25 protein-coding genes, 1 tRNA gene and 1 pseudogene are annotated in these 24,692 nt (G+C 65.4%); 21 read left to right on the top strand and 6 right to left on the bottom strand.

All coding sequences use genetic code 11. The features are described 5' to 3' along the window. The first annotated feature begins 24 nt into the window (after window positions 1–24). The 7 genes from V9K93_RS17260 (at window position 25) to V9K93_RS17230 (ending at window position 6,315) form a co-directional block, all read left to right on the top strand. A complete protein-coding gene (locus V9K93_RS17260; protein ID WP_136639109.1) occupies window positions 25–1,488 on the top strand; it encodes a SulP family inorganic anion transporter in 1,464 nt (487 codons plus the stop codon). A gap of 144 nt (window positions 1,489–1,632) precedes the next feature. Beyond that, entirely contained in the window at window positions 1,633–1,995 is a 363-nt protein-coding gene (locus V9K93_RS17255) for a hypothetical protein (protein WP_337302927.1), read from the top strand. Window positions 1,996–2,001: 6 nt separating this feature from the next. Next, window positions 2,002–2,283 carry a hypothetical protein gene (locus V9K93_RS17250; RefSeq protein ID WP_337302926.1) on the top strand — a complete coding sequence of 94 codons (282 nt, stop codon included), beginning with the start codon at window positions 2,002–2,004 and terminating at the stop codon, window positions 2,281–2,283. A gap of 206 nt (window positions 2,284–2,489) precedes the next feature. Continuing rightward, the gene (gene dusA / locus V9K93_RS17245) at window positions 2,490–3,521 is read left to right on the top strand and encodes a tRNA dihydrouridine(20/20a) synthase DusA (RefSeq protein WP_136639110.1); all 1,032 of its coding nucleotides are present in this window, start codon (window positions 2,490–2,492) and stop codon (window positions 3,519–3,521) included. A gap of 212 nt (window positions 3,522–3,733) precedes the next feature. Continuing rightward, window positions 3,734–4,108 carry a hypothetical protein gene (locus V9K93_RS17240; RefSeq protein ID WP_005407693.1) on the top strand — a complete coding sequence of 125 codons (375 nt, stop codon included), beginning with the start codon at window positions 3,734–3,736 and terminating at the stop codon, window positions 4,106–4,108. Window positions 4,109–4,181: 73 nt separating this feature from the next. Next, the gene (locus V9K93_RS17235) at window positions 4,182–4,865 is read left to right on the top strand and encodes a response regulator transcription factor (RefSeq protein ID WP_004136763.1); all 684 of its coding nucleotides are present in this window, start codon (window positions 4,182–4,184) and stop codon (window positions 4,863–4,865) included. Between the two features lie 25 nt (window positions 4,866–4,890). Beyond that, window positions 4,891–6,315: an ATP-binding protein gene (locus V9K93_RS17230; RefSeq protein ID WP_041864616.1), complete on the top strand. Its 1,425-nt coding sequence runs from the start codon at window positions 4,891–4,893 to the stop codon at window positions 6,313–6,315. A 127-nt stretch (window positions 6,316–6,442) separates the two neighbouring features. On the opposite strand, the gene V9K93_RS17225 is transcribed toward V9K93_RS17230, so the two are convergent. After that, entirely contained in the window at window positions 6,443–7,234 is a 792-nt protein-coding gene (locus V9K93_RS17225; RefSeq protein ID WP_337302925.1) for a M90 family metallopeptidase, read from the bottom strand. Further along, window positions 7,201–7,485 (bottom strand): hypothetical protein, encoded by a 285-nt coding sequence (locus tag V9K93_RS17220; protein ID WP_014645622.1) that lies wholly within the window; start codon window positions 7,483–7,485, stop codon window positions 7,201–7,203. The genes V9K93_RS17225 and V9K93_RS17220 overlap by 34 nt, the downstream gene beginning before the upstream one ends. Before the next feature lie 144 nt (window positions 7,486–7,629). On the opposite strand from V9K93_RS17220, the gene birA reads away from it, so the two are divergent. The 6 genes and pseudogenes from birA (at window position 7,630) to V9K93_RS17190 (ending at window position 13,164) form a co-directional block, all read left to right on the top strand. Beyond that, on the top strand, window positions 7,630–8,598 hold the full coding sequence (gene birA, locus V9K93_RS17215) for a bifunctional biotin--[acetyl-CoA-carboxylase] ligase/biotin operon repressor BirA (protein ID WP_337302924.1): 969 nt from the start codon (window positions 7,630–7,632) through the stop codon (window positions 8,596–8,598). Further along, complete coding sequence (locus tag V9K93_RS17210; protein ID WP_046984540.1) at window positions 8,595–9,326, top strand: type III pantothenate kinase; 732 nt, start codon at window positions 8,595–8,597, stop codon at window positions 9,324–9,326. The genes birA and V9K93_RS17210 overlap by 4 nt, the downstream gene beginning before the upstream one ends. Before the next feature lie 9 nt (window positions 9,327–9,335). Then, complete coding sequence (locus tag V9K93_RS17205) at window positions 9,336–10,184, top strand: SPOR domain-containing protein (RefSeq protein ID WP_337302923.1); 849 nt, start codon at window positions 9,336–9,338, stop codon at window positions 10,182–10,184. 40 nt (window positions 10,185–10,224) lie between these two features. After that, window positions 10,225–10,300, top strand: a tRNA-Thr gene (locus tag V9K93_RS17200). Window positions 10,301–10,930: 630 nt separating this feature from the next. Then, window positions 10,931–12,652, top strand: coding sequence for a hypothetical protein (locus tag V9K93_RS17195; protein WP_337302922.1), 1,722 nt, complete (start codon window positions 10,931–10,933; stop codon window positions 12,650–12,652). 211 nt (window positions 12,653–12,863) lie between these two features. Continuing rightward, window positions 12,864–13,164: pseudogene (locus V9K93_RS17190) on the top strand (addiction module antidote protein). A 171-nt stretch (window positions 13,165–13,335) separates the two neighbouring features. Here V9K93_RS17190 and V9K93_RS17185 read toward each other — a convergent pair. Next, a complete protein-coding gene (locus tag V9K93_RS17185; RefSeq protein WP_337302921.1) occupies window positions 13,336–13,737 on the bottom strand; it encodes a hypothetical protein in 402 nt (133 codons plus the stop codon). A gap of 594 nt (window positions 13,738–14,331) precedes the next feature. Here V9K93_RS17185 and V9K93_RS17180 point away from each other — a divergent pair. Next, on the top strand, window positions 14,332–15,102 hold the full coding sequence (locus tag V9K93_RS17180; protein ID WP_253079025.1) for a DUF3011 domain-containing protein: 771 nt from the start codon (window positions 14,332–14,334) through the stop codon (window positions 15,100–15,102). A 24-nt stretch (window positions 15,103–15,126) separates the two neighbouring features. Here the strand turns inward: V9K93_RS17180 and V9K93_RS17175 are convergent, their stop codons facing one another. Next, window positions 15,127–15,474 carry a hypothetical protein gene (locus V9K93_RS17175; protein ID WP_136639118.1) on the bottom strand — a complete coding sequence of 116 codons (348 nt, stop codon included), beginning with the start codon at window positions 15,472–15,474 and terminating at the stop codon, window positions 15,127–15,129. Between the two features lie 129 nt (window positions 15,475–15,603). Between V9K93_RS17175 and rocF the strand changes: the two genes are divergently transcribed. The 3 genes from rocF to V9K93_RS17160 all read left to right on the top strand — a co-directional run bounded on the left by rocF (window position 15,604) and on the right by V9K93_RS17160 (window position 17,252). Next, a complete protein-coding gene (gene rocF, locus V9K93_RS17170; protein ID WP_046984554.1) occupies window positions 15,604–16,524 on the top strand; it encodes an arginase in 921 nt (306 codons plus the stop codon). 162 nt (window positions 16,525–16,686) lie between these two features. Beyond that, window positions 16,687–16,824: an entericidin A/B family lipoprotein gene (locus V9K93_RS17165; RefSeq protein ID WP_008266021.1), complete on the top strand. Its 138-nt coding sequence runs from the start codon at window positions 16,687–16,689 to the stop codon at window positions 16,822–16,824. Between the two features lie 206 nt (window positions 16,825–17,030). Beyond that, window positions 17,031–17,252 carry a CsbD family protein gene (locus tag V9K93_RS17160; protein WP_004153772.1) on the top strand — a complete coding sequence of 74 codons (222 nt, stop codon included), beginning with the start codon at window positions 17,031–17,033 and terminating at the stop codon, window positions 17,250–17,252. Between the two features lie 73 nt (window positions 17,253–17,325). On the opposite strand, the gene V9K93_RS17155 is transcribed toward V9K93_RS17160, so the two are convergent. Further along, window positions 17,326–18,126 carry a hypothetical protein gene (locus V9K93_RS17155; protein WP_136639120.1) on the bottom strand — a complete coding sequence of 267 codons (801 nt, stop codon included), beginning with the start codon at window positions 18,124–18,126 and terminating at the stop codon, window positions 17,326–17,328. Between the two features lie 108 nt (window positions 18,127–18,234). Here V9K93_RS17155 and V9K93_RS17150 point away from each other — a divergent pair, with 108 nt between their 5' ends. The 4 genes from V9K93_RS17150 (at window position 18,235) to V9K93_RS17135 (ending at window position 22,803) form a co-directional block, all read left to right on the top strand. Next, complete coding sequence (locus V9K93_RS17150) at window positions 18,235–19,527, top strand: tryptophan--tRNA ligase (protein ID WP_049435519.1); 1,293 nt, start codon at window positions 18,235–18,237, stop codon at window positions 19,525–19,527. 126 nt (window positions 19,528–19,653) lie between these two features. Then, on the top strand, window positions 19,654–19,956 hold the full coding sequence (locus tag V9K93_RS17145; RefSeq protein ID WP_046984557.1) for a hypothetical protein: 303 nt from the start codon (window positions 19,654–19,656) through the stop codon (window positions 19,954–19,956). 156 nt (window positions 19,957–20,112) lie between these two features. Continuing rightward, window positions 20,113–21,045, top strand: a complete 933-nt coding sequence (locus V9K93_RS17140) for an MBL fold metallo-hydrolase (protein ID WP_049462315.1) — start codon at window positions 20,113–20,115, stop codon at window positions 21,043–21,045. 105 nt (window positions 21,046–21,150) lie between these two features. Beyond that, window positions 21,151–22,803: a M28 family metallopeptidase gene (locus V9K93_RS17135; RefSeq protein ID WP_136639139.1), complete on the top strand. Its 1,653-nt coding sequence runs from the start codon at window positions 21,151–21,153 to the stop codon at window positions 22,801–22,803. A gap of 262 nt (window positions 22,804–23,065) precedes the next feature. On the opposite strand, the gene V9K93_RS17130 is transcribed toward V9K93_RS17135, so the two are convergent. After that, window positions 23,066–24,400, bottom strand: coding sequence for an MFS transporter (locus V9K93_RS17130; protein WP_004137399.1), 1,335 nt, complete (start codon window positions 24,398–24,400; stop codon window positions 23,066–23,068). Window positions 24,401–24,692: the final 292 nt, after the last annotated feature.

The raw sequence follows: 24,692 nt of genomic DNA, 5'->3' as shown, positions 1-24,692 counted from the left end.
CCCGCATACGCGCGGAGTTTTCCCATGCAAACGTCCTACCCCCTGCGCCAGCAATGGCTCGGCAACATCCGTGGCGATCTGCTGTCCGGTATCGTCGTCGCCCTGGCCCTGATTCCCGAGGCGATCGCCTTTTCGCTCATCGCCGGCGTCGACCCCAAGGTCGGCCTGTATGCGGCGTTCTCCATTGCCGTCATCACTGCCATTGCTGGCGGCCGACCCGGCATGATCTCCGCCGCCACCGGTGCGATGGCGCTGGTGATGGTCGACCTGGTCAAGGACCATGGCCTGCAGTACCTGTTCGCCGCCAGCATCCTGGCCGGCCTGCTGCAGGTGTTGGCCGGTGTGTTCAAGCTCGGCTCGCTGATGCGCTTCGTCTCGCGCTCGGTCATCACCGGATTCGTCAACGCGCTGGCGATCCTGATCTTCCTGGCACAGATGCCCGAGCTGATCGGACGCGGCCCTACGGTCTACGTGCTGTGCGCCGCCGCGCTGGCGATCATCTACCTGCTGCCACGCGTTACCCGCGCGGTGCCGTCGCCGCTGGTGGCCATTGTGGTGCTGACCGCCGTGGTGATCGGCTTCGGCGTGGACGTACGCAGCGTCGGCGACATGGGCCAGCTGCCCGACAGCCTGCCGCATTTCCTCATCCCCGATGTGCCGCTCACCTGGGAGACGCTGCGCATTCTGCTGCCGGTGTCGGCCACGCTGGCGGTGGTCGGACTGCTCGAATCGATGATGACCCTGCAGATCGTCGAGGACATCACCGAAACGCCCAGCGAGCGCAACCGCGAATGCGTCGGCCAGGGCGTGGCGAATACGGTCACCGGCTTCCTCGGTGGCATGGCCGGCTGCGCGATGATCGGCCAGTCGGTGATCAACGTGACCTCCGGTGGACGTGGCCGCCTGTCCTGCCTGGTGGCAGGCGTGTTCCTGCTGGTGCTGGTGGTGTACGGCAGCGACCTGGTGCGGCAGATCCCGATGGCCGCGCTGGTGGCGGTAATGATCATGGTCAGCATCGGCACCTTCAGCTGGCGCTCGCTGCGCGACCTGCGCACGCATCCGCGTAGTTCGTCAGCAGTGATGCTGCTGACCGTGGTGGTCACCGTTGCCACCCACGACCTGGCCAAGGGCGTGCTCAGCGGTGTGCTGCTGTCGGCAGTGCTCTTCGCGCGCAAGGTTGGCCGCATGCTGGATGTGCAGCGCAACGATGCCGGTGACATGCAGGTCTACCGCGTGCGTGGGCAGGTGTTCTTTGCCTCAGCGGGGCAGCTGGGTGCGGCGTTCGATTACCAGCACGTGGCGCCGCAGGTGCAGATTGATCTGCGCGATGCCCACCTGTGGGATCTGACTGCCGTGGCCGCGCTGGAGCGGGCGCAGGAAAAGCTGGCCGCGCACGGTGCGGAGGTGACAGTGGTGGGGCTCAATGCGGCCAGCCAGACCCTCGTCGAACAGGTGGGTGGCAAAGGCACTGCTGGCAGCGCGCATTGACGCTATCGGCTCTCGTGGAGCAACTGCAACGCCATGGCTGCTGTTGGGGTTGCTGCATCTTCAGCCTGTGAACCCCACATCGGGTGGAAGAATCGCCGTGATCGTGATTCGTTGTGATCCTCACGACGGAATACTTCTGCCGGAATGGATTCGCTCTTCAACAACGCCACCACGCTGCTGACCTTTCTGCTGCCGGGCTTTCTGGCAGCCTGGGTGTTCTACGGGCTGACTTCACACCCCAAGCCACCGCAGTTCGAAAGGACCGTGGAAGCGCTGGTGTTCACCTTCGTAGTACAGGCGCTGGTCAAGTTCACCGAACTGATGCTCCTGCTGGCTGGTCGCTGCTTTGTGCTGGGCACCTGGACCGAGTCCAGCAGCCTGCTCTGGGGTTTTGTCCTCGCTGGACTGCTGGGGGCAGGATTGGCCCTCGCTGCGAACAAGGACTTTTTCCACGCGGGGCTCCGCCGCGCAGGCTTCACCACGCGTACGTCCCACCCGAGCGAGTGATACTGCGTGCTGGGTACGCGTCCTGCCTTCGTGGTGCTGCAACTGAAGGATGGCCGTCGATTGACCGGCTACCCCAAGGAGTGGCCGATCAGCCCCGCTGCGGGACAGTTCTACATGCAGATGCCGGCCTGGCTGGTGGATGCGGATCCACCCGATGAAGGTGCCGATCCAGCAGCGCATCTCGTGGGCAGCCCCGCCGTGGTCGAGCTTCCGCAGCTCGATGGCATACTGATTCACGCAGTGGATGTGCAGTGGGTCGAGATTCTCCAGGAGACAGACAATGGCTAAGTTGAGGAAGGGTTCCAACCCACCACTGGACCAGCTGGTCGTATCCATGGAGAACGCGAACCCCAAGCTCCCCGAGGGCAGGAAGCGTCCGCCGCCGCCGCCCGGCCCGCCCCGGCCGCCAGCCGGAACCGCGCCCAACCGGCGCTCGCAACGCGGCTGACCGCGCGCATTCAGCCACGCGGTGTAAACTATTGATCTCACTGGCAATGCCAGTCTCCACGATCAACGCTCCGATGACGTCCGCCACCGCCCGTTACGCCGATTCCCTGCGCCTGTCCGTCGCCCCGATGATGGACTGGACGGATCGCCATTGCCGCGTGTTCCACCGCGTGCTGGCTCCGGGCGTACGCCTGTACACGGAAATGGTGCACGCCAACGCGGTCATCCACGGCGATCGCGAGCGCCTGCTCGGCTTCGACCGCAGCGAACAGCCGCTGGCGCTGCAGCTGGGCGGCAGTGATCCGGCGCTGCTGGCGCAGGCCGCGCGTATCGCCGCCGAGTCGGGCTACGACGAGGTCAACCTCAACTGCGGCTGCCCGTCTGATCGCGTGCAGGCCGGCCGTTTCGGTGCCTGCCTGATGCGCGAGCCGGTACTGGTGGCCGAATGCGTGGCGGCCATGGTCGATGCGGTTGATATCCCGGTGACGGTGAAGTGCCGCCTGGGCGTGGACGAGGACAACGACTACGACGTGTTCGCCGCCTTCGTCGACCGCCAGGTTGCCGCCGGTGCGGCGATGGTGGTGGTGCATGCGCGCAACGCGTGGCTGAAGGGCCTGTCGCCGAAGGAGAACCGCGAGGTTCCGCCGCTGAAGTACGACTGGGCCTACCGCCTGAAGCAGGAGCGCCCGGCACTGCCGGTGGTGATCAACGGCGGCCTGGCCAGCCTCGAGGCGGTGCAGGCGCAGGCCGCGCACGTCGATGGCGTGATGCTGGGCCGCGCGGCCTATCACGATCCCTATCTGCTGCATCAGCTGGAGGCGCTGCATACCGGCGCCCCGCTGCAGGCCCGTGCCGACCTGCTGCGCGCGCTGCGGCCCTACGTGGAAGCGCGACTGGGCGAAGGCCTGGCGCTGAAGCACATCACCCGCCACGTACTTGGCCTGTTCCATGGCCAGCCCGGTGGCCGCGCGTTCCGCCAGGTGCTGAGTGAGGGCGCACACCGCCCGGGCGCCGATTGGCGGCTGATCGAGCAGGCGCTGGCGGTCACCGAACGTGCATCTGATCGCGCCGTAGCGTGACCGCAATCACATTCCTGACTTGACAAGGGGCGGCGATTCGTTCCGAATGTTCACTTAGCTGAACGACTTGGAGTTGAAGCCGGAAAAGTTCAGACCGGATTCACTGCGCCAAACCAAGAATTTGCAAAAGATTTGTAAAGCGCCGGGTCCCGAACCGGCACCCGGATTTACGACTTTTGAACGAATCGCCGTGCTCGGCTAGGATCGCACTGATGTCTTCCGCTCCCTTCCATCGCCGCATTGCCCTGGCCACCTGCGTGGTGCTGGCGGCTGCGCCGCTGTCTTCGGCGCTGGCGCAACAGCCGCCGCGCGGCGACCAGGGGCGGGCGGAGATGATGGAGCGGGGCGAGCGCGGTGGCCGTGGCGACGAGCGTTCGTTGTCCGATGCCGTGCGCCGCGTGCAGCGCACCACCGGCGGGCACATCCTCGGCGCCGAGCGCGTGCCGTTCGATGGTCGTGATATCAACCGGGTGAAGTACATGGACGATCGGGGCCGGGTCCGCTACATGGACGACCCCGCGCCGTCGCGTTCACAGCCGCGCACGCCGCGGTCGGATATGTCATCACTACGCGGCGATAACCCCTGAACAGGGATAGTCGTCGCTATCAACCCGTACCCCACAGGCCTCCGGGCCACACCCAGGACACTAGGGAGAGTTCATGCGTATCCTTCTGGTCGAAGACGAAGCCCCGCTGCGTGAGACCCTGGCAGCCCGGCTCAAGCGCGAAGGCTTTGCCGTCGATGCTGCGCAGGACGGCGAGGAAGGCCTCTACATGGGGCGCGAAGTCCCGTTCGATGTCGGCATCATCGACCTCGGCCTGCCCAAGATGTCGGGCATGGAGCTGATCAAGGCCCTGCGTGACGAAGGCAAGAAGTTCCCAGTGCTGATCCTGACCGCGCGTTCGAGCTGGCAGGACAAGGTCGAGGGCCTGAAGCAGGGCGCTGATGATTACCTGGTCAAGCCGTTCCACGTCGAAGAACTGCTGGCACGCGTCAACGCGCTGCTGCGCCGCGCCGCCGGCTGGAGCAAGCCGACCCTGGAATGCGGCCCGGTTGCCCTGGACCTGGCTGCCCAGACCGTCAGCGTGGCTGGCAGCAATGTCGACCTCACCAGCTACGAGTACAAGGTGCTGGAGTACCTGATGATGCACGCCGGTGAACTGGTCTCCAAGGCCGACCTCACCGAGCACATCTACCAGCAGGACTTCGACCGCGACTCGAACGTGCTGGAGGTCTTCATCGGCCGCCTGCGCAAGAAGCTGGACCCGGATGGCGAACTGAAGCCGATCGAGACCGTGCGCGGTCGCGGCTACCGTTTCGCGATTCCGCGCAACGAGGGCTGAGCCGGCTCACCCTGGCGATAACACGATGTCCGGCCGTCTGTGGTTCTTCCGACGCTGGCGGCCGCGCTCACTGCAGGCGCGCCAGATGCTCGCCGCGTCCGTGGGCCTGGTCGCGTTCCTGGCACTGGCCGGTTACGCGCTCGATGCCGCCTTCGCCGATACGGCGAAGGCGAACCTGCGTGAGCGCCTGAAGAACTACGCCACCGCGTACGCGGCCGGCATCGACTTCACCCGCGACCGCTCGCTGTACATCCGCGAGCAGCCGCCGGATTCGCGCTTCGATGTGCCGGGCAGCGGCCTGTACCTGCAGGTGGTGATGCCGCACGGCAAGGGCAATTCGATGTCTGCCGAAGGCCCGATGCTGCCCACCGTCGGCGGCGGCCTGCTGGCGCCGCGCCAGGAAGTGTTCGAAGGCCCGTTGCCGATGATCCAGATCGACGGCAGCCAGGGCTCGGTATACCGCTACGGCCTGGGCCTGGTGTGGGACGCCGACGCCGACCCCGCTACCGAGTTCCCGTACACCATCTATGTGATGGAAGACTCGCGCGCGCTGGGTGCGCAGCTGCGTGTGTTCCGTGGCCGGGTCTGGTTCTACCTGGGCGGCATCGGCCTGATCCTGCTGTTGCTGCAGACCGTCATTCTGCAGTGGAGCCTGCGCCCGCTGCGCCGCGTGATCACCGAGCTGACCAAGGTGCAGCGTGGCGAGACCGCGCGCATGAGCGAGCGCCACCCGCGCGAGCTGGAGCCGCTGACCGACAGCATCAACGCCTTCATTGAAAGCGAGCGCGAGAACCTGGAGCGCCAGCGCAACACCCTGGCCGATCTGGCGCACAGCCTGAAGACGCCGATCGCGGTGCTGCGCACGCAGATGGACAGCGGCGCGGGCGACGGCGCGCTGCGCGAGGAACTGGACGTGCAGCTGCAGCGCATGAACAACCTGGTCTCCTACCAGCTGGCACGTGCGGCGTCGTCGGGTCACAAGCTGTTCTCCGCGCCGCTGCCGATTGAATCCAACGCCGAGGAAATCGTGCGTGGCCTGGAGAAGGTCTACGCCTCGAAGGGCGTGCTGTGCGAATTCGATATCGACCCGGCCGCACGCTTCCACGGCGAACCGGGTGACCTGCAGGAACTGCTGGGCAACCTGCTGGAGAATGCCTTCAAGTGGGCCAACCGCCGCGTGCTGCTGACCGCGCAGCCGCTGCCGGCACCGAACGCGCGCCGCGCCGGCCTGCTGCTGGCGGTGGACGACGATGGCCCGGGCATCGCCCCGGACGACATCGGCAAGGTGCTGCAGCGTGGCGTGCGTGGCGACGAGCGCGTGCAGGGCCACGGCATCGGCCTGTCGATCGTGCAGGACCTGATCAAGGACTACCGCGGCGAGCTGACCGTGGGCCGTTCCAGTGAACTCGGCGGCGCCCGCTTTGAGGTGCAACTGCCGCCGGGGCCGTAAGCCGCGCGCTCCCGCCCGCCGGGCATCGCCTGGCGCAACAACGCATGGTGTTCCGGCAGTGCCGGCCGCTGGCCGGCAACCTCATGATCTTCGATGGCAGTCCCAGGTTGCCGGCCAGCGGCCGGCACTACCGTTCTTCGAACGCCGGCGGCTCGCCATAGAACCGCCGCAGCTGCGCGGCCACCTCCGGCAACGCCTTATGCAGCAGATCCGGCGCGGAGAAGTGGTATTCGCTGGCCACCGCGAAGAACTCTTCCGGCGCCTCGGCCGCATACGGATCGATCAACGTTTCCTCGCCTGCATCCACCTGCGCACAGAAGGCGTCGAAGGCACGCTGGAAAACGCCCGCCCACTCGCGCTGCCATTCGCGTGGCAGCGGTGGCGTACCGTCCATCGCGCCATCCAGCGCATCCAGCTTGTGCACCATTTCGTGCACGGCCACGCAGTAACCCTCGTGCGGTGCGGCCAGGTCGGCCTGCACGTCGGCCCAGGACAGGATCAACGGACCGCTGTCCCACGATTCGCCAATCAGTTCGTCATCCCACTCGTGCAGCACGCCGGCCGCATCCATGTGGCTGCGGTGCACGCGGAACGCATCGGGGTAGACGATCAGCTGCGACCAGCCTTCCAGGCCCACTTCGCCGAACTCCAGCAGCGGCAGGCAGCACAGCGCCGCCAGCAGCACACCATCGCCGGCCTGCAATTGCAGGTCACCAATCGGCGTGATGGTCTTCTCGTGCAGGAAGCGCGTGGTCAGCACGCGCAGGCGCGCACGGCGTTCGTCGTCCAGGCCGTGCAGCCAGGCCGCGCGGCGGCAGGCGTCATCCCAAAGCGCATCGTCAATCGGCCGCGGCGCAGGCCGCAGCCACTGCAGCAACGACTTGATCAGCGGAACATTCCCGGCAGGTAGCTGTGCCACTTCGGTGCGCGGATGCGCTGCAGCACGTCGTCGTCACTGCCACCGCCACCGGTGCTGGTGGCGCTGCTGGCGGCCGGGCGTACCGGTGCCGGCTTGGTGGTGGCTGCCGAGGCGGTTGCGGTCGGTGCGCGCTGCGAGGCGGCATCACCATTGGAGGACACGCAAGCGCCGCGGCTGTCGTCCAGCGCTGCTGTCGCAGACGCCGCGAAGGGCATCATCAGCAGGATCAGGCAATGGGCATAACGGCGCATTGACGACATCCACGTTAAGGGAGGGTGAGTTCCCGATTCTAGCCCGAACCCGACGCCCAGTTGGAAGCCCCCGCGGAACCCAGCGTGGCGGGCGTCGCTGGCGGCTTTCCCGCATAATTCCTTCCTGACTTCGTGGAAGCTGCCGTGGACGATCGCCAATTGCTGGCCAAACTCGCTGCCGGTCGCCTGTCCGGCGACGCCCTGGCCCGTGAGCTGGGTCAGACCCGGGCGGCCATTTGGAAGCGTATTCAAGGACTTAGGGCCGCCGGTGTGGACATCGAGGGCCGTGCTGGCGAAGGCTATGGCCTGACCCGCCCGGTCGATCTGCTGGACCCGGACGCGATCCGCGCCGGCCTGCCTGCTGACGTCCAGGCCCTGCTGCACGACCTGCGGGTGGCTTGGACGGTGGACTCGACCAACGCCGAATTGCTGCGTTGCAGCGCGCCCCAGCGCGGGGTCAGCGTCCTGCTGGCCGAACGCCAGACCGGTGGCCGTGGCCGTCGTGGGCGTGCCTGGGCCTCGCCGCTGGCCGCGCACATCTACCTGTCGGTGCTGCGCCTGTACTCCGGTGGCCTCGGCCGCCTCGCCGGGCTGAGCCTGGTGGCGGGCATCGCCGTGGCCGAAGCGCTGCACGATCTGGGCTACACCCAGGCCCAGCTGAAGTGGCCGAACGACCTGATCGTCGATGGCAAGCGCAAGCTGGTCGGCCTGCTGGCTGAGGGCGGTGGCGAATACGCCGGCCCGGCGCGCGCGGTGATCGGCATCGGCATCAACACGCATATGCCACCGTCGTTCGCCGAGCAGATCACCCAGCCGTGGGTGGACCTGGACACGCTGGCCGGCAAGCCGGTGGATCGCAACGTGGTTGTCGCCGCCGTGCTGACACGCCTGCTGCCGGCGCTGGAAGAATTCGATCGCGAAGGTCTGGCGCCGTTCCTGCCGCGCTACGCCGCGTTCGATATGCTGGCCGGCCGCGAAGTGCGCGTGGAACTGGACGGGCAGTGGCAGCACGGCACCGCACTCGGCCTGGCCGATGACGGCGCATTGCGCGTGCGCATCGATGGCCAGGAACGCCTGCTGCACGCCGGCGAAGTCAGCGTGAGGGCGGCATGAGCGATTGGTTGTTCGACCTGGGCAACTCGCGCTTCAAGTTCGCGCCGTTGCAGGGTGACCGTGCCGGCGACGTACAGGCCTGGGCGCACGGCGCCGAAGGCATGGCCGGGCAGCCGCCGCACAGCCTGCCCAGCGGCACCACCGCGTTCGTGGCCAGCGTGGCCGCACCCTCGCTGACCAGCGCCATGCTGGACCAGCTGCAGCGCCGCTTCGAACACGTGCATGTGGTGCGCACCAGCGCCGAATGTGCCGGCGTGCGCATCGCCTATGCCAAGCCGGAAAAGTTCGGCGTCGACCGCTTCCTGGCCCTGTTGGCCGCCGCCAAGGCGCAGCGCCCGGTGCTGGTGGTCGGCGTTGGCACCGCCTTGACGATTGATCTGCTCGACGCCAATGGCCAGCACCACGGTGGCCGCATTTCCGCATCGCCCACCACCATGCGCGAAGCACTGCACGCGCGTGCAGTGCAGCTGCCTGCAACCGGCGGCGACTACAGCGAATTCGCCAACGACACTGCCGACGCGCTGGCCTCCGGCTGCGATGGTGCGGCTGTGGCGCTGATCGAACGCAGCGCACAGCAGGCGAACGCGCTGCTGGGCGTGGCACCGTCATTGCTGGTACACGGTGGCGGCGCACCAGCGCTGATGCCGTTGCTGCCCGGCGCCGACTATCACCCGTCGCTGGTGCTGGATGGCCTCGCCCGCTGGGCGGTGCACCAGCCCGCAGGCTAGTATCCGCGCATGCTGACCCGTGCCCTGATCGTCGTACTGGCCATCCTCAATCTTGGCGTCGCCTGCTGGTGGCTGCTGCGCGATGCACCGCAGGCGCTTGCGCCGCCGCCGCAACCCGCTGGCGTAGCCGAGCTGCGCTGGGTGCCCGGTGGCGTGGATGCCGCTGCGGCCGCCGAGGCCACTGCCGCCGCCCCGACCGCGCCGTTGATGGAGCGCGAACCTGCGGAGAGGACGGCTGTGGCTGCGACGCCTGCGCCCGTTGCGCCGGCCAAGCAGGAGATCGCCAACCCGCAGGTGGCCGAGGCTACGCCGGTTGCTGCCGCTGCCAAGCCGGTGACACCGGCCGCGCCGACCGCGGCGCCGGAAAAGCCCGCAACCCCGTCCGCAGCCGCCGAGCCGCCGCGCTGCATCGCGCTGGGTCCGTTCGCCGACCGCGCCGCCGCGACCAGTGCGCAGGGCAAGGCCGGCAATGTCATCAGTCAGGTGCGCCTGCGCGAACAGCCTGCTGCCAGCGGCAGCGCCCGTTTCCGGGTGATGCTGCCGGCCGCCGCCAATCGCGACGAAGCCCAGGCCACGGTGAAGCGCATCGTCGCCGCCGGCCTGAGCGACTACTACATCATCAGCCAGGGCGAGGACATCAACGCCGTGGCGCTGGGCCAGTACCGCAACCGCGAAGGCGCCGAGCGCCGCATGGCGGCGGTGCAGGCTGCCGGCTTCCAGCCGCGCCTGGTGGCCAGCGGCGACGCCGGCCAATGGTGGCTGGAAGGACAGCTGGCAGCGGGCGCACAGCCGGCCCAGGCCCAGCAGCGCAGCGGGGCGGCACAGAGCCGGTCGCTGGAATGCACACGGTTGCGCTAGAATCCCCGGACCGCGGCGCTGCCGCCGGTGCACCACCCATGCCGCTTTAGCTCAGTTGGTAGAGCAACTGTCTTGTAAACAGTAGGTCATCCGTTCGATTCGGATAAGCGGCACCATTCTTCTTAATCAGCAGCCCTTCGCGCTGCCCTTTTTGATCTTCGGCTGGAGTCTGGCCGCGCGTTTCTCGGCGTCCTCGACTAGCAGTGCGAGCGGCGGCATGCCGAGCGCCACGGCGAACTCGACCAACTCCCCGGCTTCGATCCGATGCTCCCACGCTCGCACTTACGCACGAAGGTCTGTGTGTGTCTAGCCGCTCGGTCGGGTCGACCTGCGACACGCTCGCCGTCTTGCCCGCCGTCGTCAGGACGGGCAGTAGTAGCTGGTGATCGGGATTGGGCCAAAGCTGCTCCCACGTAGCGTGGCCCGCAGTTGCGGTCAAACTTGCAGCAGTGGTCGAGGTGTCGCATAGGCAGGTGCAATGGCCAGAGGCGCCAATGCCGAGCCGAAGCGCAGCATGGTGAACGCGGAAAAAAGGTGCAGTAAGAGAAGTGGTTCAACGAGTTCGGCGGCTACACGGGACTCCGGCGCGTCGTATTTGGTGATGGACGAGTGATCTTGTGAGGGCGGGGCAACGTCGCCGATGCATGATGTAGAGCGTCCCAATGGGTGTCTGAAAACGACAGCCCGCTTGCTTTGTGCAAAACGGAAAGCATCATTAAACGAGGGGACTCTACGAAGGGGTAAGTATGTCGCTTGAACAGTGCTTCGCAGGAGTATGTTTCACTCCGTTGGATTCCAGTGCTCCGAAGATATTCGGGTTCTCGGAGTTCCTTGCGGGTCTCGCGCTCATGATTTTGGCGTGGACTATCGCTGACGTTCGCTACCGTTTCCGCATTAGAACTGCACCGATTCCTCTTCAAGGGCTGACCTTTGGTGTCGTGGTCACGGTTGGGGTGTTCACGCTCTTGACTGACCTATGGCGGGCAGAAGAATGGCTGGTTCCGCAAGGTAACTTACTTTCGCCGGGGTCTTGGCAAGCGCTATTGGCAAGCTTGTTTCTGCTGACGTTCCTGACTTGGGCATGGTTCGCCTTTATCAATCCGCCTACTTATGGCAAGCGAAACGCAGAGCGGTTCGCTCGAACGCTGTACCGGTTCGTTATCAAAGGATCGCCAATTGATCTCGCGGTGGTAGCGGATGAGCTTGCACACTCTGCTAGGGCGCTCGTCAGCTACGCGACGAACAGAGATCGGTTTGAACAACTCCGAAGGGGAGAAAATTATGATGAGCAGCGCCCTGAGCCTCCGAAGGTAGAGGCGTACGCCAACGACATTCTCCTTTTGATTGCAGATAAGAGACTCTGCAGGGCAATTGTCGGTTCCTCGCCCGCTACCGCCCTGGCCGTCTTTCAGGAAATTGGTCGGACGAAGAAGTATGGGGTTCAGATAGGAACATTTGCCAAAAACATAGTAAACGAGGCGTTAGCGAACAAGGAATCCTTCCTGTATCACGAGGCTGAAGGCTATGAATCGGGCTTGATTGGATATATCAAGCCACTTAGCCAAGCCATGTTCGCGAATCATGAGATGGTCGAAGAAGTGCAGACTATGCTCTCCCCCGACATTCGGAGGAAGTCGGAATGGGATTCGGATCAATGGGAAGCCTACTGTCGAGTGGTTCTGATGACCTTCCACGACTACGTAGAAAGAGGATTCTGGAACCACTCAACTGTCCTGTATCGGGCCAAAGGTTACATCGAGAACGCGGCATCCGACCTATACAAGCTGAACGGGCTCCCTGGCACATGGGATAACGATTCAGTTCGGCGCCTTGGTGTCGTCGTTGAATTCATTGGCGATGCAGTGAAAGTCCTGGATAAGAAGAGGGTCCCTGAATATCTTCGCCTGCGAGTAAAGGAACAGCATGGTCATCCTAGAGAATCATTCTATGATCACATTGCCAGCATGATTTTCGAAGTAGTGCTTGATGCATCTGCCGTAACTTCACCTCAATGGGAGTGTTGGGATATTCAATACAACGCGGTGTGGGGTGAGCTTTTCAGATTCCACCACTTGGATAATCCGGCTGGCAGAATAATCAAGTTCAAGGTGCGGCGACTCTTGTACAACGAAGTTGCAGAAATGAGAAGGTTTCCAAACTTCAAGGGCGCGAAGATCCTAGCCTTCTGCTTGAACGTAATGGGGCTGAGATTGAACCAAGGCAATCATGATAAGGATAGTCGCGCTCTGCATAAGGCTATCCTTGCGTGGACAAAGCGGAACTACGCTTGGCTGCATGAGTACAATCCGAGAATCGCGGAGCACTGCCTTGTTGATGGCCTTACGTTCGAGGTTGACAATCTCAGGATCGTAAAAACCTATCCAGCAGAAGGGCTAAGGCGAGAGCCCGCTTACGTCTACTTTGATGTCGATGCTGCGCAGCCTGGAGACGGGGCGGATGCTGAATGAGCATATCGAATCGTTGGCCCGTATCGCGTCTGGTGCATTGCAGCTTGATACCAAGCAACTCGGACCGAAACGTACAGCACGGGCTCACCGGCGAGCCCTGACACAGCTTTGGTGTCAATGCGCGAGACATCTGGATACAGTGTAGTTAATCGGGCTACTGACCAGACCAGCCCGAGGATCGTCAACCACGAACTACTGGAGTCGCACACGTATGGCCGCCAAGGAGAGGATCAAACTCAAAGCATTTCATGTGATCGAGCATCTTCGGACACTCGGAGAAATGGCCGCCTATCTCGACGCCTGCATCGCTGAAAGCGATGGCGATTCTACATTCATTGCCAAAGTACTTGGCGATATCGCGCGCTCAGGGGATGAGCAAGGTCGCGCGTGCGGCGGGCCTGTCGCGTGAGAGGCTGTATCGCGCACTGTCGGGCGAGCGTAGCCCTGATTTTGCGACCATCCTCAAAGTGACCCGTGCCTTGGGTGTGCGCCTGCATGCCAGCGCAGCATAAGCACTCGCGCCGATCTTGATGCGTCGGCACAACGCCGGTGGCGAAGGTGATGGAATGGACATGAAAAACCGCCTTTCGGCGGTTTTCTCGTCCCAACCCGGTGAGTCAGCTCATTGTATGGCGTGGGTAGATCCTTCGATCAACGCAGCTGACACCGCCAACAACGCAGCTTCAGCTGCGCACCTGCAACGCGACATACTCCGCCAGCCCCCGGCAGGCCAGCATCAGCCCTTCGCGCGTGCCATCGCCGATATCGTCCTTCTCTTCCCCGTCCACGCGCACACGCTCGGCGGCGTGATACAGCTCCAACAGCGACACCAGGCCAACGGCGGCGCGGTCCCGGCGTGCGGCGGCCACGGCGTCGCCAGGTGTACCTGCCGACCCCTGCCACGGCCGTCCATCGGCGGCGTCACCCGCCTGGATGCGCTGCAGGCAACCGTGAAGATTGATCGGCGCGGGCGCCTCGTTCGCAGCGGCGAAGGCCGCTTCCAACGGCTGCGCCAGTTCCGGCGGCAGGCGCAGGGCGGCCTCGCCCAGGGTGGCGGTCAGGTACGGATGGTGGGTCTTGGGCATGCGGGCGTCCTCGTCGGGAACAGAGGTGCCACCCGAAGAGGGTGGCGGGCGATGCGTGGCTTCCAAGACCGGGTCAACGAATCGGCGGGCACGAGGCCCCCACGCACCGCCCGCCGTCGATCGGCGAAGGGATTGCCAGCCGGCGCCGCCCCTGAAAGGACGACGCCGGCTGGCAAGCGTATACATCGTTGACAACACGGGCTTGGAAGTCCCGACCACCTTTGCAGGTGGCGATTCATCATGCGCATGTGAAATCACCGCCTGCCAGTCGTTTGTTTCGATGGCATCGGGTGATCTGAAAGGAAAAATGAATTATCTAGTTTGGCGCGTTTCGAACATCGCAATGCCAGAAGCGACATATCGCGCGGGGCTGAAACCAACGATGAATCCTGGCGCGTCATTGCTGTCGCACGGCCCTTTAAGGCCAAGGAAGTAAAGCTGGCTTAGCTTCCCCGGCAAGACTTCTATAACACCCTACCAGACCTGAATCCCCACGCGCTCCACCCGGATCTTGATATTCCTCACGGACAGTGAGCAGCGCCCCACCGCATACTGCCGCCACACGCCCACTCTGGGCCCCTTCGGGATCCGCACATGCGTCGCCATGCCCTGTCGCTCACCGCCGCACTGTTGTCCACCGCTTTCGTTACCCCGGCCATGGCCGCAGTGCCGTTCTTCAACGCCAGCTGCCCGGGCGGCATCGATGTGCACGCCGACGAAGGCGGGCCGGTCTACGTGCAGGGCCGCGAGGCCTCGCTGAAGCGCTTCAACGACCGCTATTTCGAGGCACGCGATACCAACAGTGGCATCACCCTTTCGATCAGCAGCAACGAGGACGGCACGCCGCAGATCAGCTACACCGGCCGTGGCGGCGCCAACGGCATCTGCCAGGTCAGTGCCGGCGGAGAGCCCGCACCGTCTGAACATCGCGACCACCGTCGCCACGATGACGACAACGACGCGGCGCTACCGCGCGAAGTCACCTGCGAGTCCACCGGCCAGCAGCAGGTGTCGTGCGACATGGATACCCGTGGCAACGTGGAAATCGTGCGCCAGCTCAGTCATACCCGCTGCGAACAAGGCCAGAACTGGGGTCTGTCGCGGCATTCGGTGTGGGTGAACGGCGGCTGCCGCGCGGTGTTCCGCAATGTGTCCAAGGCGGCCAACAGCGCGCCGGCAGGCGATACCGCGCTGGGTTCCTGCAACATGCGCAAGGGTGCGCAGGGCACGCTGGTGACCCAGATGCCGGTGGGCAGCGATTACCAGGAACTCATCATCGATTATCCCGATGGGCGCTTCCTGTGCATGATGCGCAACAACGGCCAGGTGCAGAGCGTGACGCCGGTTCGCCGCCGCGGAAGCTGAGCTTGCAGCGGGCTGGGGCCGGCCTCAGCCGCGGGACCTATACAACAACACCCACGCCAGCATCAGGGCGAGCGTCCCGACTGACGTCAGGCCGAACCACAGCGCGGCCACCTTCACGTTGCCAATCAATGCCGTCAGCATCCGCTGCGGCTCGCTCTTCAGGATCGGGTATTCAGCGTGTGCCTTGCGCAGGCGCTGCCAACCCAAACCTAGGAACAGCAGAAACGAGAATGGCGTCAGCAGGAGCGTCGCCTGCATCAGCCAGCCGTTCGGCGACGCATCGATCGAACTGCTCAGAAAAACCGCAAGCAGGGCGATGGGCAGCGCCACGGTGAAAAAGCGGGGCCAGGCGGTATTGATGAAGGGCGACATCGCAATCTTCCATGAGGGGGAGTCGGGTCCGCGCGGCATCATGCCATGCCAATGTCCTGCTGCACCGCCGCGAGTGGTGTCACACTGCTCTGGCTAGACTGTGCTTCTTTTTCCGCGCAGGAGGCACCCATGGCCCATCCCATCTCCGTATCCCTGATTGGCGTTCCCACCGATGTGGGCGCAGGCCATCGCGGTGCACGGCTGGGGCCGGAAGCGCTGCGCGTGGCGGGCCTGCCGGAGGCGCTGGAGGCGCGCGGCGTGGACGTGCGCGACCTGGGCAACCTGGACGGCCCGCGCAACCCGTGGACCGCCCCGGTGGAGGGCTACCGCCACCTGGATGAAGTGGTGGCGTGGAACCACGCACTGATGGAAGCCAGCTATGCCGAACTGCAGGCCGGCCGCATGCCGATCATGCTCGGTGGCGACCACTGCCTGGGCATCGGTTCGATCACTGCCGTGGCGCGCTGGTGCCGAGAGCAGGGCAAGACCCTGCGCGTGCTGTGGCTGGATGCGCATTCGGATTTCAACACCAGCGATGTCACCCCGTCGGGCAACATCCACGGCATGCCGGTGGCCTGTCTGTGTGGCCTCGGCCCGGATGCGCTGACCCGCCTCGGTGGCACCGTGCCGGCGATCACCCCGGCGCAGATGCACCAGATCGGCATCCGCTCGGTGGACCCTGAAGAGAAGCGCCTGATCAAGACCCACAAGGTGGATGTCTATGACATGCGCTACATCGACGAGAACGGCATGAAGCGCACCGTGGAAGCCGCCTTGGCCGGCATCGACGAGAACACCCATCTGCATGTCAGCTTCGATGTCGACTTCCTCGACCCCAGCATCGCGCCGGGCGTGGGCACCACGGTGCCGGGCGGGGTGAACTACCGTGAGGCGCAGCTGGTGATGGAAATGATCGCCGACACCGGGTGCATGGGTTCGCTGGACATCGTTGAGCTCAACCCCTTGTTGGACAAGCAGAATGCCACTGCCGAACTGGCCGTGGACCTGGTCGAAAGCCTGTTCGGCAAGTCCACCCTGATGCGCGATTGACGGTTCCGCCTGAACGGATCTGTGATCCGTTCACACGCGCTCCACGCCACTGCCGCCAGATTGCACTTCACGCGGCGGTGGTGGGCATTGGCCTTCTCCCGCCGAGCGAAACAATCCCATCCGCGAATGAAGCGGTGTAGCGGCAAACCCAAGGAGAAGCCCATGAAGCGCGTAGTTGCCCTGATGCTGTTGTCGATGTTCTCGGTGGCCCTGCTGGCCGGTTGCAACACCATTGCCGGCGCCGGCAAGGACGTGCAGAAGGCGGGCGAGAAGGTCGAGGACACCGCCAAGGGCCGTTGAGCCCTGCACGGAACGGAAAGAGAAAAGGGCCGGGGATATCCCCGGCCCTTTTTTTGTGCGCGCGTTCGCTGCAGGGGTTGTGGAAGCGGAGTGAACCATTCAAGCAGGTGAGCATGCATTTCATTGCGGGTTGACCGGCATTCAACAGCCGCTGCGCGAAGCTGGAGCCACGGTAAGAACGCCGTTGCAACCAAGGACTCCCAGCAATGAACAAAGACATCATTTCCGGCAAGTGGTCGCAGCTGAAGGGCAAGGCCCAGGCCAAGTGGGGCGATCTGACCAACGACGACTTCGATGTGGCCGAAGGCAATGCCGAGTATCTGGCCGGCCGCCTGCAGGAACGTTATGGCTGGGCCAAGGATCGCGCGGAGAAGGAAGTGCGTGAGTTCCAGGACGCCGTGAGCAAGGACTACCCGGACTACAAGTAAGCACCTCGGTTTCCCCCACGACACGACGCCCGCACCGTGAGGTTGCGGGCGTTGTGTTGTCTGTTCGGGAGGATCAGCGCGCCGGCGGGTCCGGCACGTAGCGGTTGGGAAACGCCTGCGGTTCGCGCGGCAGGCGCGACGGCGAATCCACCAGGATGCCGCGTGCGCGCAGGTTGCGGGCGCTGTCGTAGCGCAGCTGCAGGACCTGCGCCGGGCTGCGGCTGGCGCGTTCGAAGTCGGTGTCGCGTACCGAGGACTGTTCGCGTGCGCCGTGGCCGGTGCCCAACGCTGGCGCCTGCGACTTGCTGGCGTAGCCCTCGATTCGGCTGTTGCTGGCGCTGGCATCGGCCGCTGCTTCGGCCGCCGGGGCCGGTGCTGGCAGGCCACGGCGCAGGATCGGCTGCGGGTACCAGCGTCGTGCTTCCTCAAACACCGCAACGCCCACCACGCCGATGTTGTCCGGACGGCCGGTGCGGCTGGCATAGCTGCCACCGGGGCTGCTGAACACGAACTGCGCCACTTCGTCCTGGCTCTTGCGCCAGCCGGTGATGTCGGCGCGCTGGCCGGGGTTGAGCACGTAGCCGGTCTGCGAGGGATCGGCATCTTCGCCGGAGATGGCGTTGACGCCGTCCACCGACAGCACCACCAGCACCCGGCGCGGGCTGTCGTTGTACAGGCGCACGGCGTAGCGGTGGCCGCGCTCGCCGGCCACCCAACGCTGGCCCTCGGCGGGGTAGCTGCGCAGTTCGGTGCCGCGGTCGCGGTCGACCAGGGACATGCGCACGGGGCCACCTTCGTACACCGGCGGCGGCATCGGGGCCGGGCGGAAGCCGGCCAGGGGCAGGATCAGCAGCAGGGGCAGCAGGCGTTTCATCGGGCGTCTCCAGCGGGGTTGCGTGAATGAACGCGCCGCGGGCCCTGACGGGGTTGGTGGCGTGCAAGGTAAACTGGCCCCGTTCATCGAAGGTTACCCCACGCAGTCATGACGACCCGAGTCCTTACCGGCATCACCCCCTCCGGCACGCCCCACCTGGGCAACTACGTTGGCGCCATCCGTCCGGCCATCGCGGCCAGCCGCGCCCCGGGGATCGAGAGCTTCTTCTTCCTGGCCGACCTGCACAGCCTGATCAAGTCCCAGGATCCGCAGCGCACCCAGCGCGCGACCCTGGAGATCGCGGCCAGCTGGCTGGCCTGCGGCCTGGACCCGGAACATGTGTGGTTCTACCGACAGAGCGACATCCGCGAGACCACCGAGCTGATGTGGTTCCTGACCGCCATCGCCAGCAAGGGCATCCTCAACCGCGCGCACGCCTACAAGGCGGCGGTGGACAAGAACCGCGAGGAAGGCGTGGACGAGGACGCGGGCGTCAGCGCCGGCCTGTTCATGTACCCGGTGCTGATGGCCGCCGACATCCTCATCTTCAAGGCCAACCAGGTGCCGGTGGGCCGCGACCAGATCCAGCACATCGAGATGGCGCGCGATTTCGCCCAGCGCTTCAACCACGTGTACGGCAAGGAGTACTTCCCGCTGCCGGACGTGGTGATCGACGAGCAGGTGGCGACGCTGGCCGGCCTCGACGGCCGCAAGATGAGCAAGAGCTACCACAACACCATTCCGCTGTTCGTGCCGCGCGAGGAGCTGAAGAAGCTGGTGTTCTCGATCCTGACCGACTCGCGCGCACCGGGTGAGCCGAAGGACACCGAGGGCTCGGCGCTGTTCCAGATGTACCAGGCGTTCGCCACCCCGGAACAGACCGCGGAATTCGCCAAGGCGTTCGCCGCCGGCATCAGCTGGGGCGATGCCAAGCAGCAGCTGTTCGAGCGCATCGACAGCGAGCTTTCTCCGCTGCGCGAGCGCTACAACGCGCTGATGGCCGAGCCGGAGAAGATCGAGGCGCTGCTCAAGCGCCGTGGCCAGCAGCTGCGCGAGCAGCTGGCGGCACCGCTGCTGGACGAGCTGCGCCATGCGGTGGGCCTGCGTGACCTGTCCACCGCGGGCGACATCGCCAGCGAGGACGCTGGCGTGGCCCGCGTGGCACCGCCGCTGTTCAAGCAGTACCGCGAGAAGGACGGCCGTTTCTACTTCAAGCTGTCCGCCGGTGACGGCACGTTGCTGATCCAGAGCGAAGGTTTCGATTCGCCGCGCGATGCCGGCCAGCTGATTGCGGTGATCAAGCAGGCCGAGCAGGGCGACCAGCTGCAGAGCGAGCTGTTCAAGCTGGAAGCCGAGGTGGATGCGGTGCTGGCGGCATTGGCTGTGTTGCGCGCCGACTGATCGGTAGATGCCGACCTTGGTCGGCGCTGTTGAGGGCGGAATGCCGGCCAGCGGCCGGCACTACCCGCAATCGGCGGCCATGGCATGATGTCCGCGCGCCTCAGGCGCGATGACATGGAGTCTGCAATGGCCTGGTTGTCGCTGCTGCTGTTCCTGCCCTGGTTTCTGTTGCTGGGCAGCCTGTACTGGCTGTTCCCGCGCCAGCCGCGTAGCGCGCGGCGGCGCCTGTTCGATGGTGCTGCCCTGGCATTGGCATTGCTGCTGAGCATCCTGGCGATGCTGTGGGGCCACCATATCGGCCTGGTGCAGCCCGGCGCCGGCCCGATCTGGCCGCAGGTGCTGGCGGTGCTGTATGCCTATGGAGCTTTCCTGGCAGTGCTGGTGCTGGCGTTGCTGCTGCGGCCGCGGTTCGCATTGCGCTCCGGCTGATCGGTAGTGCCGGCCGCTGGCCGGCAACTGCATTCAACTGGCTACACCGAGGTTGCCGGCCAGCGGCCGGCACTACCCGACCAAAGCCGCATCGAACCCGGGCCGCCTGCGCGCCTACCATGGGTATCTGTTCCCGATCCTGCCAGGTGCGTGCCAATGACCGCCGACCCCAGCATCCACACCATCGATACCGGTTTCCAGCGCCCGGATTTCGACGCGGCGTATCTGATCGTTGAAAACGGCCGTGCCGCGTTCGTCGACTGCGGCACCGGCCTGTCGGTACCGGCGATGCTGCAGGCGCTGGCGGAGGCCGGTCTGGGCGTGGAAGCAGTGGACTGGCTGCTGCTCACGCACGTACATCTGGACCACGCCGGTGGTGCAGGCCTGCTGATGCAGCAGCTGCCGAATGCGAAGGCGGTGCTGCATCCGCGCGGTGCGCCGCACATGATCGATCCGACCCGGCTGATTGCCGGCGCCACCGCGGTGTACGGCGCCGAAGAGATCGCGCGCAGCTATGGTCGCATCGAGGCGATTCCGGAGCACCGTGTGGTGGTGGCCGAAGACGGCCACCGCATCGACCTGGCCGGCCGCGAACTGGTGCTGTTGCATACGCCGGGCCACGCGCTGCACCACTACTGCGTGTGGGATGCGCGCAGCCGCAGCTGGTTCACCGGCGATACGTTCGGTATCTCCTACCGTGAGCTGGACAGTGCGCAGGGTGCTTTCATCTTCCCCACCTCATCGCCGGTGCAGTTCGATCCGGAGGCGATGAAGGCCTCGATCCGGCGCATGCTCGATTACGCGCCGCAAGCGATGTACCTGACCCACTACGGTCGTGTGGAACAGGTGGAGAAACTGGCCGACGACCTGTTCGAACAGATCGATGCGATGGCCGCCATCGGCCGCCAGTGCGATGGTCGACCGGATCGCCACCGCTGCCTGCTGGCCGCACTGCAGGCGCTGTACCTGGAACGTGCACAACTGCATGGCTGTGCGCTGGACGATGCCGCGGTGACCGCTGTTCTGGCGATGGACATCGAACTCAACGCCCAAGGCCTGGCCTGCTGGCTGGATCGCATCAGCAAGTAGATCCACGCCATGCGTGGATGACGTTGGCCCAGGCTGCGCCGCGGTGTCACGACCACGTTACACTCTGGTGACTTCCAAGCTAGCCGTGGTATTGCCGTGAATCCGATGCGCGTGTTGCTGCTGTCGTCCTGCCTGTTCGTCGGTGGCCTGGCCCATGCGGCCAACGACCTGCCGGGTGGCGGCATCGATCCGCAGGCACTGTCGCGCCATGTGCGCGTGCTGGCGTCGGATGAATTCGAGGGCCGTGCACCGGCCACCGAGGGTGAAGAGCGCACGGTGCAGTACCTGATCGAGCAGTTCCGCAGCTACGGCCTGCAGCCGGGCGGCGTGGACGGCAGCTGGGTGCAGCCGGTGCCGCTGGTGCGCGCACAGCTGGATGGCGCGGCCAAGGCCAGCCTGTCGCTGAAGCAGGGCAAGCGCGCGCTGGCCAACGGCGTGGACGTGACCCTGCAGAGCCTGCAGCCGCGCAAGCGCGTGCAGATCAAGGACGCGCCGCTGGTATTCGTCGGCTACGGCATCGACGCGCCGGAACGGCAGTGGAACGACTACAAGGACGTGGACCTGCACGGCAAGATCGCGGTGGTGCTGATCAACGACGCCGATTTCGAAGCCGATGCGCCGGGTGCATTTGATGGCAAGGCGGTGACCTACTACGGCCGTTGGACCTACAAGTTCGAGGAAGCCGCACGCCGTGGTGCCGAGGGCGTGCTGATCGTGCACGAGACTGCACCGGCTGCATATGGCTGGGCCACGGTGAAGAGCTCGGGCACCTCGCCGCTGTTCGACATCGAACGCGGCCAGGCCGAGGCGATGGCCCAGCACACGCCGCTGCGCGGCTGGATGCAGCGCGAGCTGGCCGAGGCGATCTTCGCCGACGCCGGCCTCGACTTCGATGCCGAGAAGCGCAAGGCGATGCGTGCCGATTTCCGACCCGTGGCACTGGACAACGCGAAGCTGAGCGTGGATTTCGCGCTCAAGCGCGAGCAGGTGGTGACCCGCAACGTGGTGGCCAAGCTGCCTGGTGGCGAGCATGCCGACGAGGCGGTGATCTTCTCTGCGCACTGGGATGCCTTCGGTATCGGCCAAGCCGATGCCAAGGGCGACCGCATCCGCCGCGGCGCGATCGACAACGCCACCGGCGTGGCCACGGTGCTGGAACTGGGTCGCGTGTTCGCCGCCGGCCCGCAGCCGCAGCGCACGCTGTACTTCGTGGCCCTCACCGCCGAAGAGAAGGGGCTGCTGGGCGCCAGCTACTACGCCGCGCACCCGCTGGCGCCGTTGGACAAGACCGCTGCAGTGCTGAACATCGAGATGTTCAGCCCGGATGGTGCGACCCGTGACATCGCCTCGTGGGGCAAGGGCCGGGTCTCGCTGGAAGGCGACCTGGAACGCGTGGCCAAGGCCCGTGGCCGCGGCTACAGCCCGGACCCGAACCTGGAAGCCGGCTTCTTCTACCGTGCCGACCACTTCGCCTTCGCCCGGCTGGGTGTGCCGGCGATCACCATCGGCCCGGGCCTGGACAAGCTGGACGGTGGCGTTGAAGCCGGCCGCGCGCTGCGCGAGAAGTACTTCGCCGACTGCTACCACCAGGCCTGCGATGCGTGGACGCCGAGCTGGGATCCGAGCGGCCACGCCGCCGATACACTGCTGGTCTACGACCTGGGCGCCGAGCTGGCCAACAGCCGTCGCTGGCCGACGTGGGAGAAGGAATCGGAGTTCCACGGCGCGCGCGACAAGAGCGAAGCGGCCCGCCGCTGAGGGGGTAGTGCCGGCCGCTGGCCGGCAACCTCATGAACCTTCGGAAAGACGGCGTGGTTGCCGGCCAGCGGCCGGCACTACCGACGCCGGCGCAGCATGCGCCCCAGCTGGCGGCTGCGAGTGCTGCCAGATAGCAGGCCACCATCGTGCGCAGGCCAATGCCGTGGCTGCGGCCAGCGTCGCCGCGATTCACATCAGTGGCGTGGCGGAAGACGCAGCGGCCACCGGCATTGCACCGGTGGCCGCGATCATGACGACGCGCTTACTTGCGGGTGCCGTCGAGCCAGTTCGGGCCCTTGTTGGTGAGGAAGAACACATAGACCACCAACGATACCGCGATCGTCGCGGTGACGTAGATGGCGAACCAGTCCACGTGGCCGGTCTTCAGCGCGCCCTGGTACAGCAGCGGGGCGGTGCCGCCGAACAGCGAGTTGGCCAGTGCATAGCCCAGGCCCACACCCAGTGCACGCACGTGGGTGGGGAACAGTTCGGCCTTCACCACCGCGTTGATGGAGGTGTAGCCGGTGAGGATGACGAAGCCCAGCGCGAGGGTCAGGAATGCCAGGGTGGCGTCATGCTGGTGCGGCAGCTGGGTGATCAGGTACCAGCTGTACAGCACGCCGCCGACGCCGAAGAACACCAGCAGGGTCTTGCGGCCGATGATGTCCGACAGCCAGCCACCGACCGGCTGCAGCACCATCAGGAAGGCCAGCACGCCCAGGTTGATCAGGGTGCCGGTCATCGGATCATTGGCGGCGAAGGCACTCTGGATCATCTTCGGGCCGTTCACCGAATAGGTGTAGAAGGCCACGGTGCCACCGGCGGTAATCAGGAAGCACAGCAGCAGCGGCCGCCACTGGTGCACGAACAGCTCGTACATCGAGCCGGACTTCTGTGCCTTGCCCTCGCGTGCCGCCTCGATGGACGACTCCGACAGCGACTCGTCCATGCCACGGCGCAGCCAGAACACCACCACCGCCGCGATGCCACCGATGCCGAAGGCGATGCGCCAGCCCCATTCGGAGATTTCCGGCTTGCCCCAGAAGGTCAGCATCAGCAGCAGGGTCAGCTGGGCCAGCACATGGCCACCGACCAGGGTGACGTAGTGGAAGGAGGACAGGAAGCCACGGCGGCCGGGGATGGCGGCTTCGGACATGTAGGTGGCACTGGCACCGTACTCGCCGCCGGTGGCGAAGCCCTGCAGCAACCGCGCGAACAGCAGGATCACTGCCGCCCAGATACCGATGCTGGCGGCGGTGGGGGTGATGGCGATGAGGAACGAGCAGGCCGCCATCAGCGTGACCGACACGGTCAGGGCCTGGCGACGGCCATGGCGGTCGGCGAAGCGGCCGAAGAACCAGGCGCCGATCGGGCGCATCAGGAAGGTTGCCGCGAAGATCGCCCACACGTACATGGTGGAGTTCTTGTCATCCGGCGAGAAGAACTGCGATTCGAAGTACACGGCGAATACCGAGTACACGTAGACGTCGTACCACTCCACCAGGTTGCCGGCGGAGCCTTTGAGGGTATTGGAGATGGAGCGCCGCAGCGCGGCGCCGTCGGTGCTGGGGACAGCGGAATGGGACGTGGTGCTCATCCGGGTGGGAATCCTCGATGCGGCGCTTCCGTGCGGGAAAGATCGGTGCCAGCCGCGCGCGGGGCGCTTGCGGCCAGCCTCCTAGGTAATGCATCCCACGTCAACGCCGGGTGCCGAACGAGCGGGCGGGGAATGGGACCGGACAGGGTGACAGCGGGCGCCAGACGGGCCTATAGCTAAATCGTCGTACGCCCTTTCGCGTCCGGCACCCGGGAAGATCGCCCATCCGAGTTGCAGTGTGTTGAAAACCGGGGTTATTTCAGCCGGCCGAACGTCCTAGAATCCGCGTTCC

The organism is Stenotrophomonas sp. CCNWLW162 (assembly GCF_037203745.1).
In the GTDB taxonomy this organism is placed as follows: domain Bacteria; phylum Pseudomonadota; class Gammaproteobacteria; order Xanthomonadales; family Xanthomonadaceae; genus Stenotrophomonas; species Stenotrophomonas maltophilia_AQ.
This window is presented reverse-complemented; position numbering and strand designations above follow the sequence as displayed.

Bases quoted from the DNA above. Each gene is read 5' to 3' on its own strand.
- V9K93_RS17260 (WP_136639109.1), top strand. From the start codon at position 25: ATGCAAACGTCCTACCCCCTGCGCCAGCAATGGCTCGGCAACATCCGT.
- V9K93_RS17255 (WP_337302927.1), top strand. From the start codon at position 1,633: ATGGATTCGCTCTTCAACAACGCCACCACGCTGCTGACCTTTCTGCTG.
- dusA (WP_136639110.1), top strand. From the start codon at position 2,490: ATGCCAGTCTCCACGATCAACGCTCCGATGACGTCCGCCACCGCCCGT.
- V9K93_RS17240 (WP_005407693.1), top strand. From the start codon at position 3,734: ATGTCTTCCGCTCCCTTCCATCGCCGCATTGCCCTGGCCACCTGCGTG.
- V9K93_RS17235 (WP_004136763.1), top strand. From the start codon at position 4,182: ATGCGTATCCTTCTGGTCGAAGACGAAGCCCCGCTGCGTGAGACCCTG.
- V9K93_RS17230 (WP_041864616.1), top strand. From the start codon at position 4,891: ATGTCCGGCCGTCTGTGGTTCTTCCGACGCTGGCGGCCGCGCTCACTG.
- V9K93_RS17220 (WP_014645622.1), bottom strand. From the start codon at position 7,485: ATGCGCCGTTATGCCCATTGCCTGATCCTGCTGATGATGCCCTTCGCG.
- V9K93_RS17210 (WP_046984540.1), top strand. From the start codon at position 8,595: ATGAGCGATTGGTTGTTCGACCTGGGCAACTCGCGCTTCAAGTTCGCG.
- V9K93_RS17205 (WP_337302923.1), top strand. From the start codon at position 9,336: ATGCTGACCCGTGCCCTGATCGTCGTACTGGCCATCCTCAATCTTGGC.
- V9K93_RS17195 (WP_337302922.1), top strand. From the start codon at position 10,931: ATGTCGCTTGAACAGTGCTTCGCAGGAGTATGTTTCACTCCGTTGGAT.
- V9K93_RS17185 (WP_337302921.1), bottom strand. From the start codon at position 13,737: ATGCCCAAGACCCACCATCCGTACCTGACCGCCACCCTGGGCGAGGCC.
- V9K93_RS17180 (WP_253079025.1), top strand. From the start codon at position 14,332: ATGCGTCGCCATGCCCTGTCGCTCACCGCCGCACTGTTGTCCACCGCT.
- V9K93_RS17175 (WP_136639118.1), bottom strand. From the start codon at position 15,474: ATGTCGCCCTTCATCAATACCGCCTGGCCCCGCTTTTTCACCGTGGCG.
- rocF (WP_046984554.1), top strand. From the start codon at position 15,604: ATGGCCCATCCCATCTCCGTATCCCTGATTGGCGTTCCCACCGATGTG.
- V9K93_RS17165 (WP_008266021.1), top strand. From the start codon at position 16,687: ATGAAGCGCGTAGTTGCCCTGATGCTGTTGTCGATGTTCTCGGTGGCC.
- V9K93_RS17160 (WP_004153772.1), top strand. From the start codon at position 17,031: ATGAACAAAGACATCATTTCCGGCAAGTGGTCGCAGCTGAAGGGCAAG.
- V9K93_RS17155 (WP_136639120.1), bottom strand. From the start codon at position 18,126: ATGAAACGCCTGCTGCCCCTGCTGCTGATCCTGCCCCTGGCCGGCTTC.
- V9K93_RS17150 (WP_049435519.1), top strand. From the start codon at position 18,235: ATGACGACCCGAGTCCTTACCGGCATCACCCCCTCCGGCACGCCCCAC.
- V9K93_RS17145 (WP_046984557.1), top strand. From the start codon at position 19,654: ATGGCCTGGTTGTCGCTGCTGCTGTTCCTGCCCTGGTTTCTGTTGCTG.
- V9K93_RS17140 (WP_049462315.1), top strand. From the start codon at position 20,113: ATGACCGCCGACCCCAGCATCCACACCATCGATACCGGTTTCCAGCGC.
- V9K93_RS17135 (WP_136639139.1), top strand. From the start codon at position 21,151: ATGCGCGTGTTGCTGCTGTCGTCCTGCCTGTTCGTCGGTGGCCTGGCC.
- V9K93_RS17130 (WP_004137399.1), bottom strand. From the start codon at position 24,400: ATGAGCACCACGTCCCATTCCGCTGTCCCCAGCACCGACGGCGCCGCG.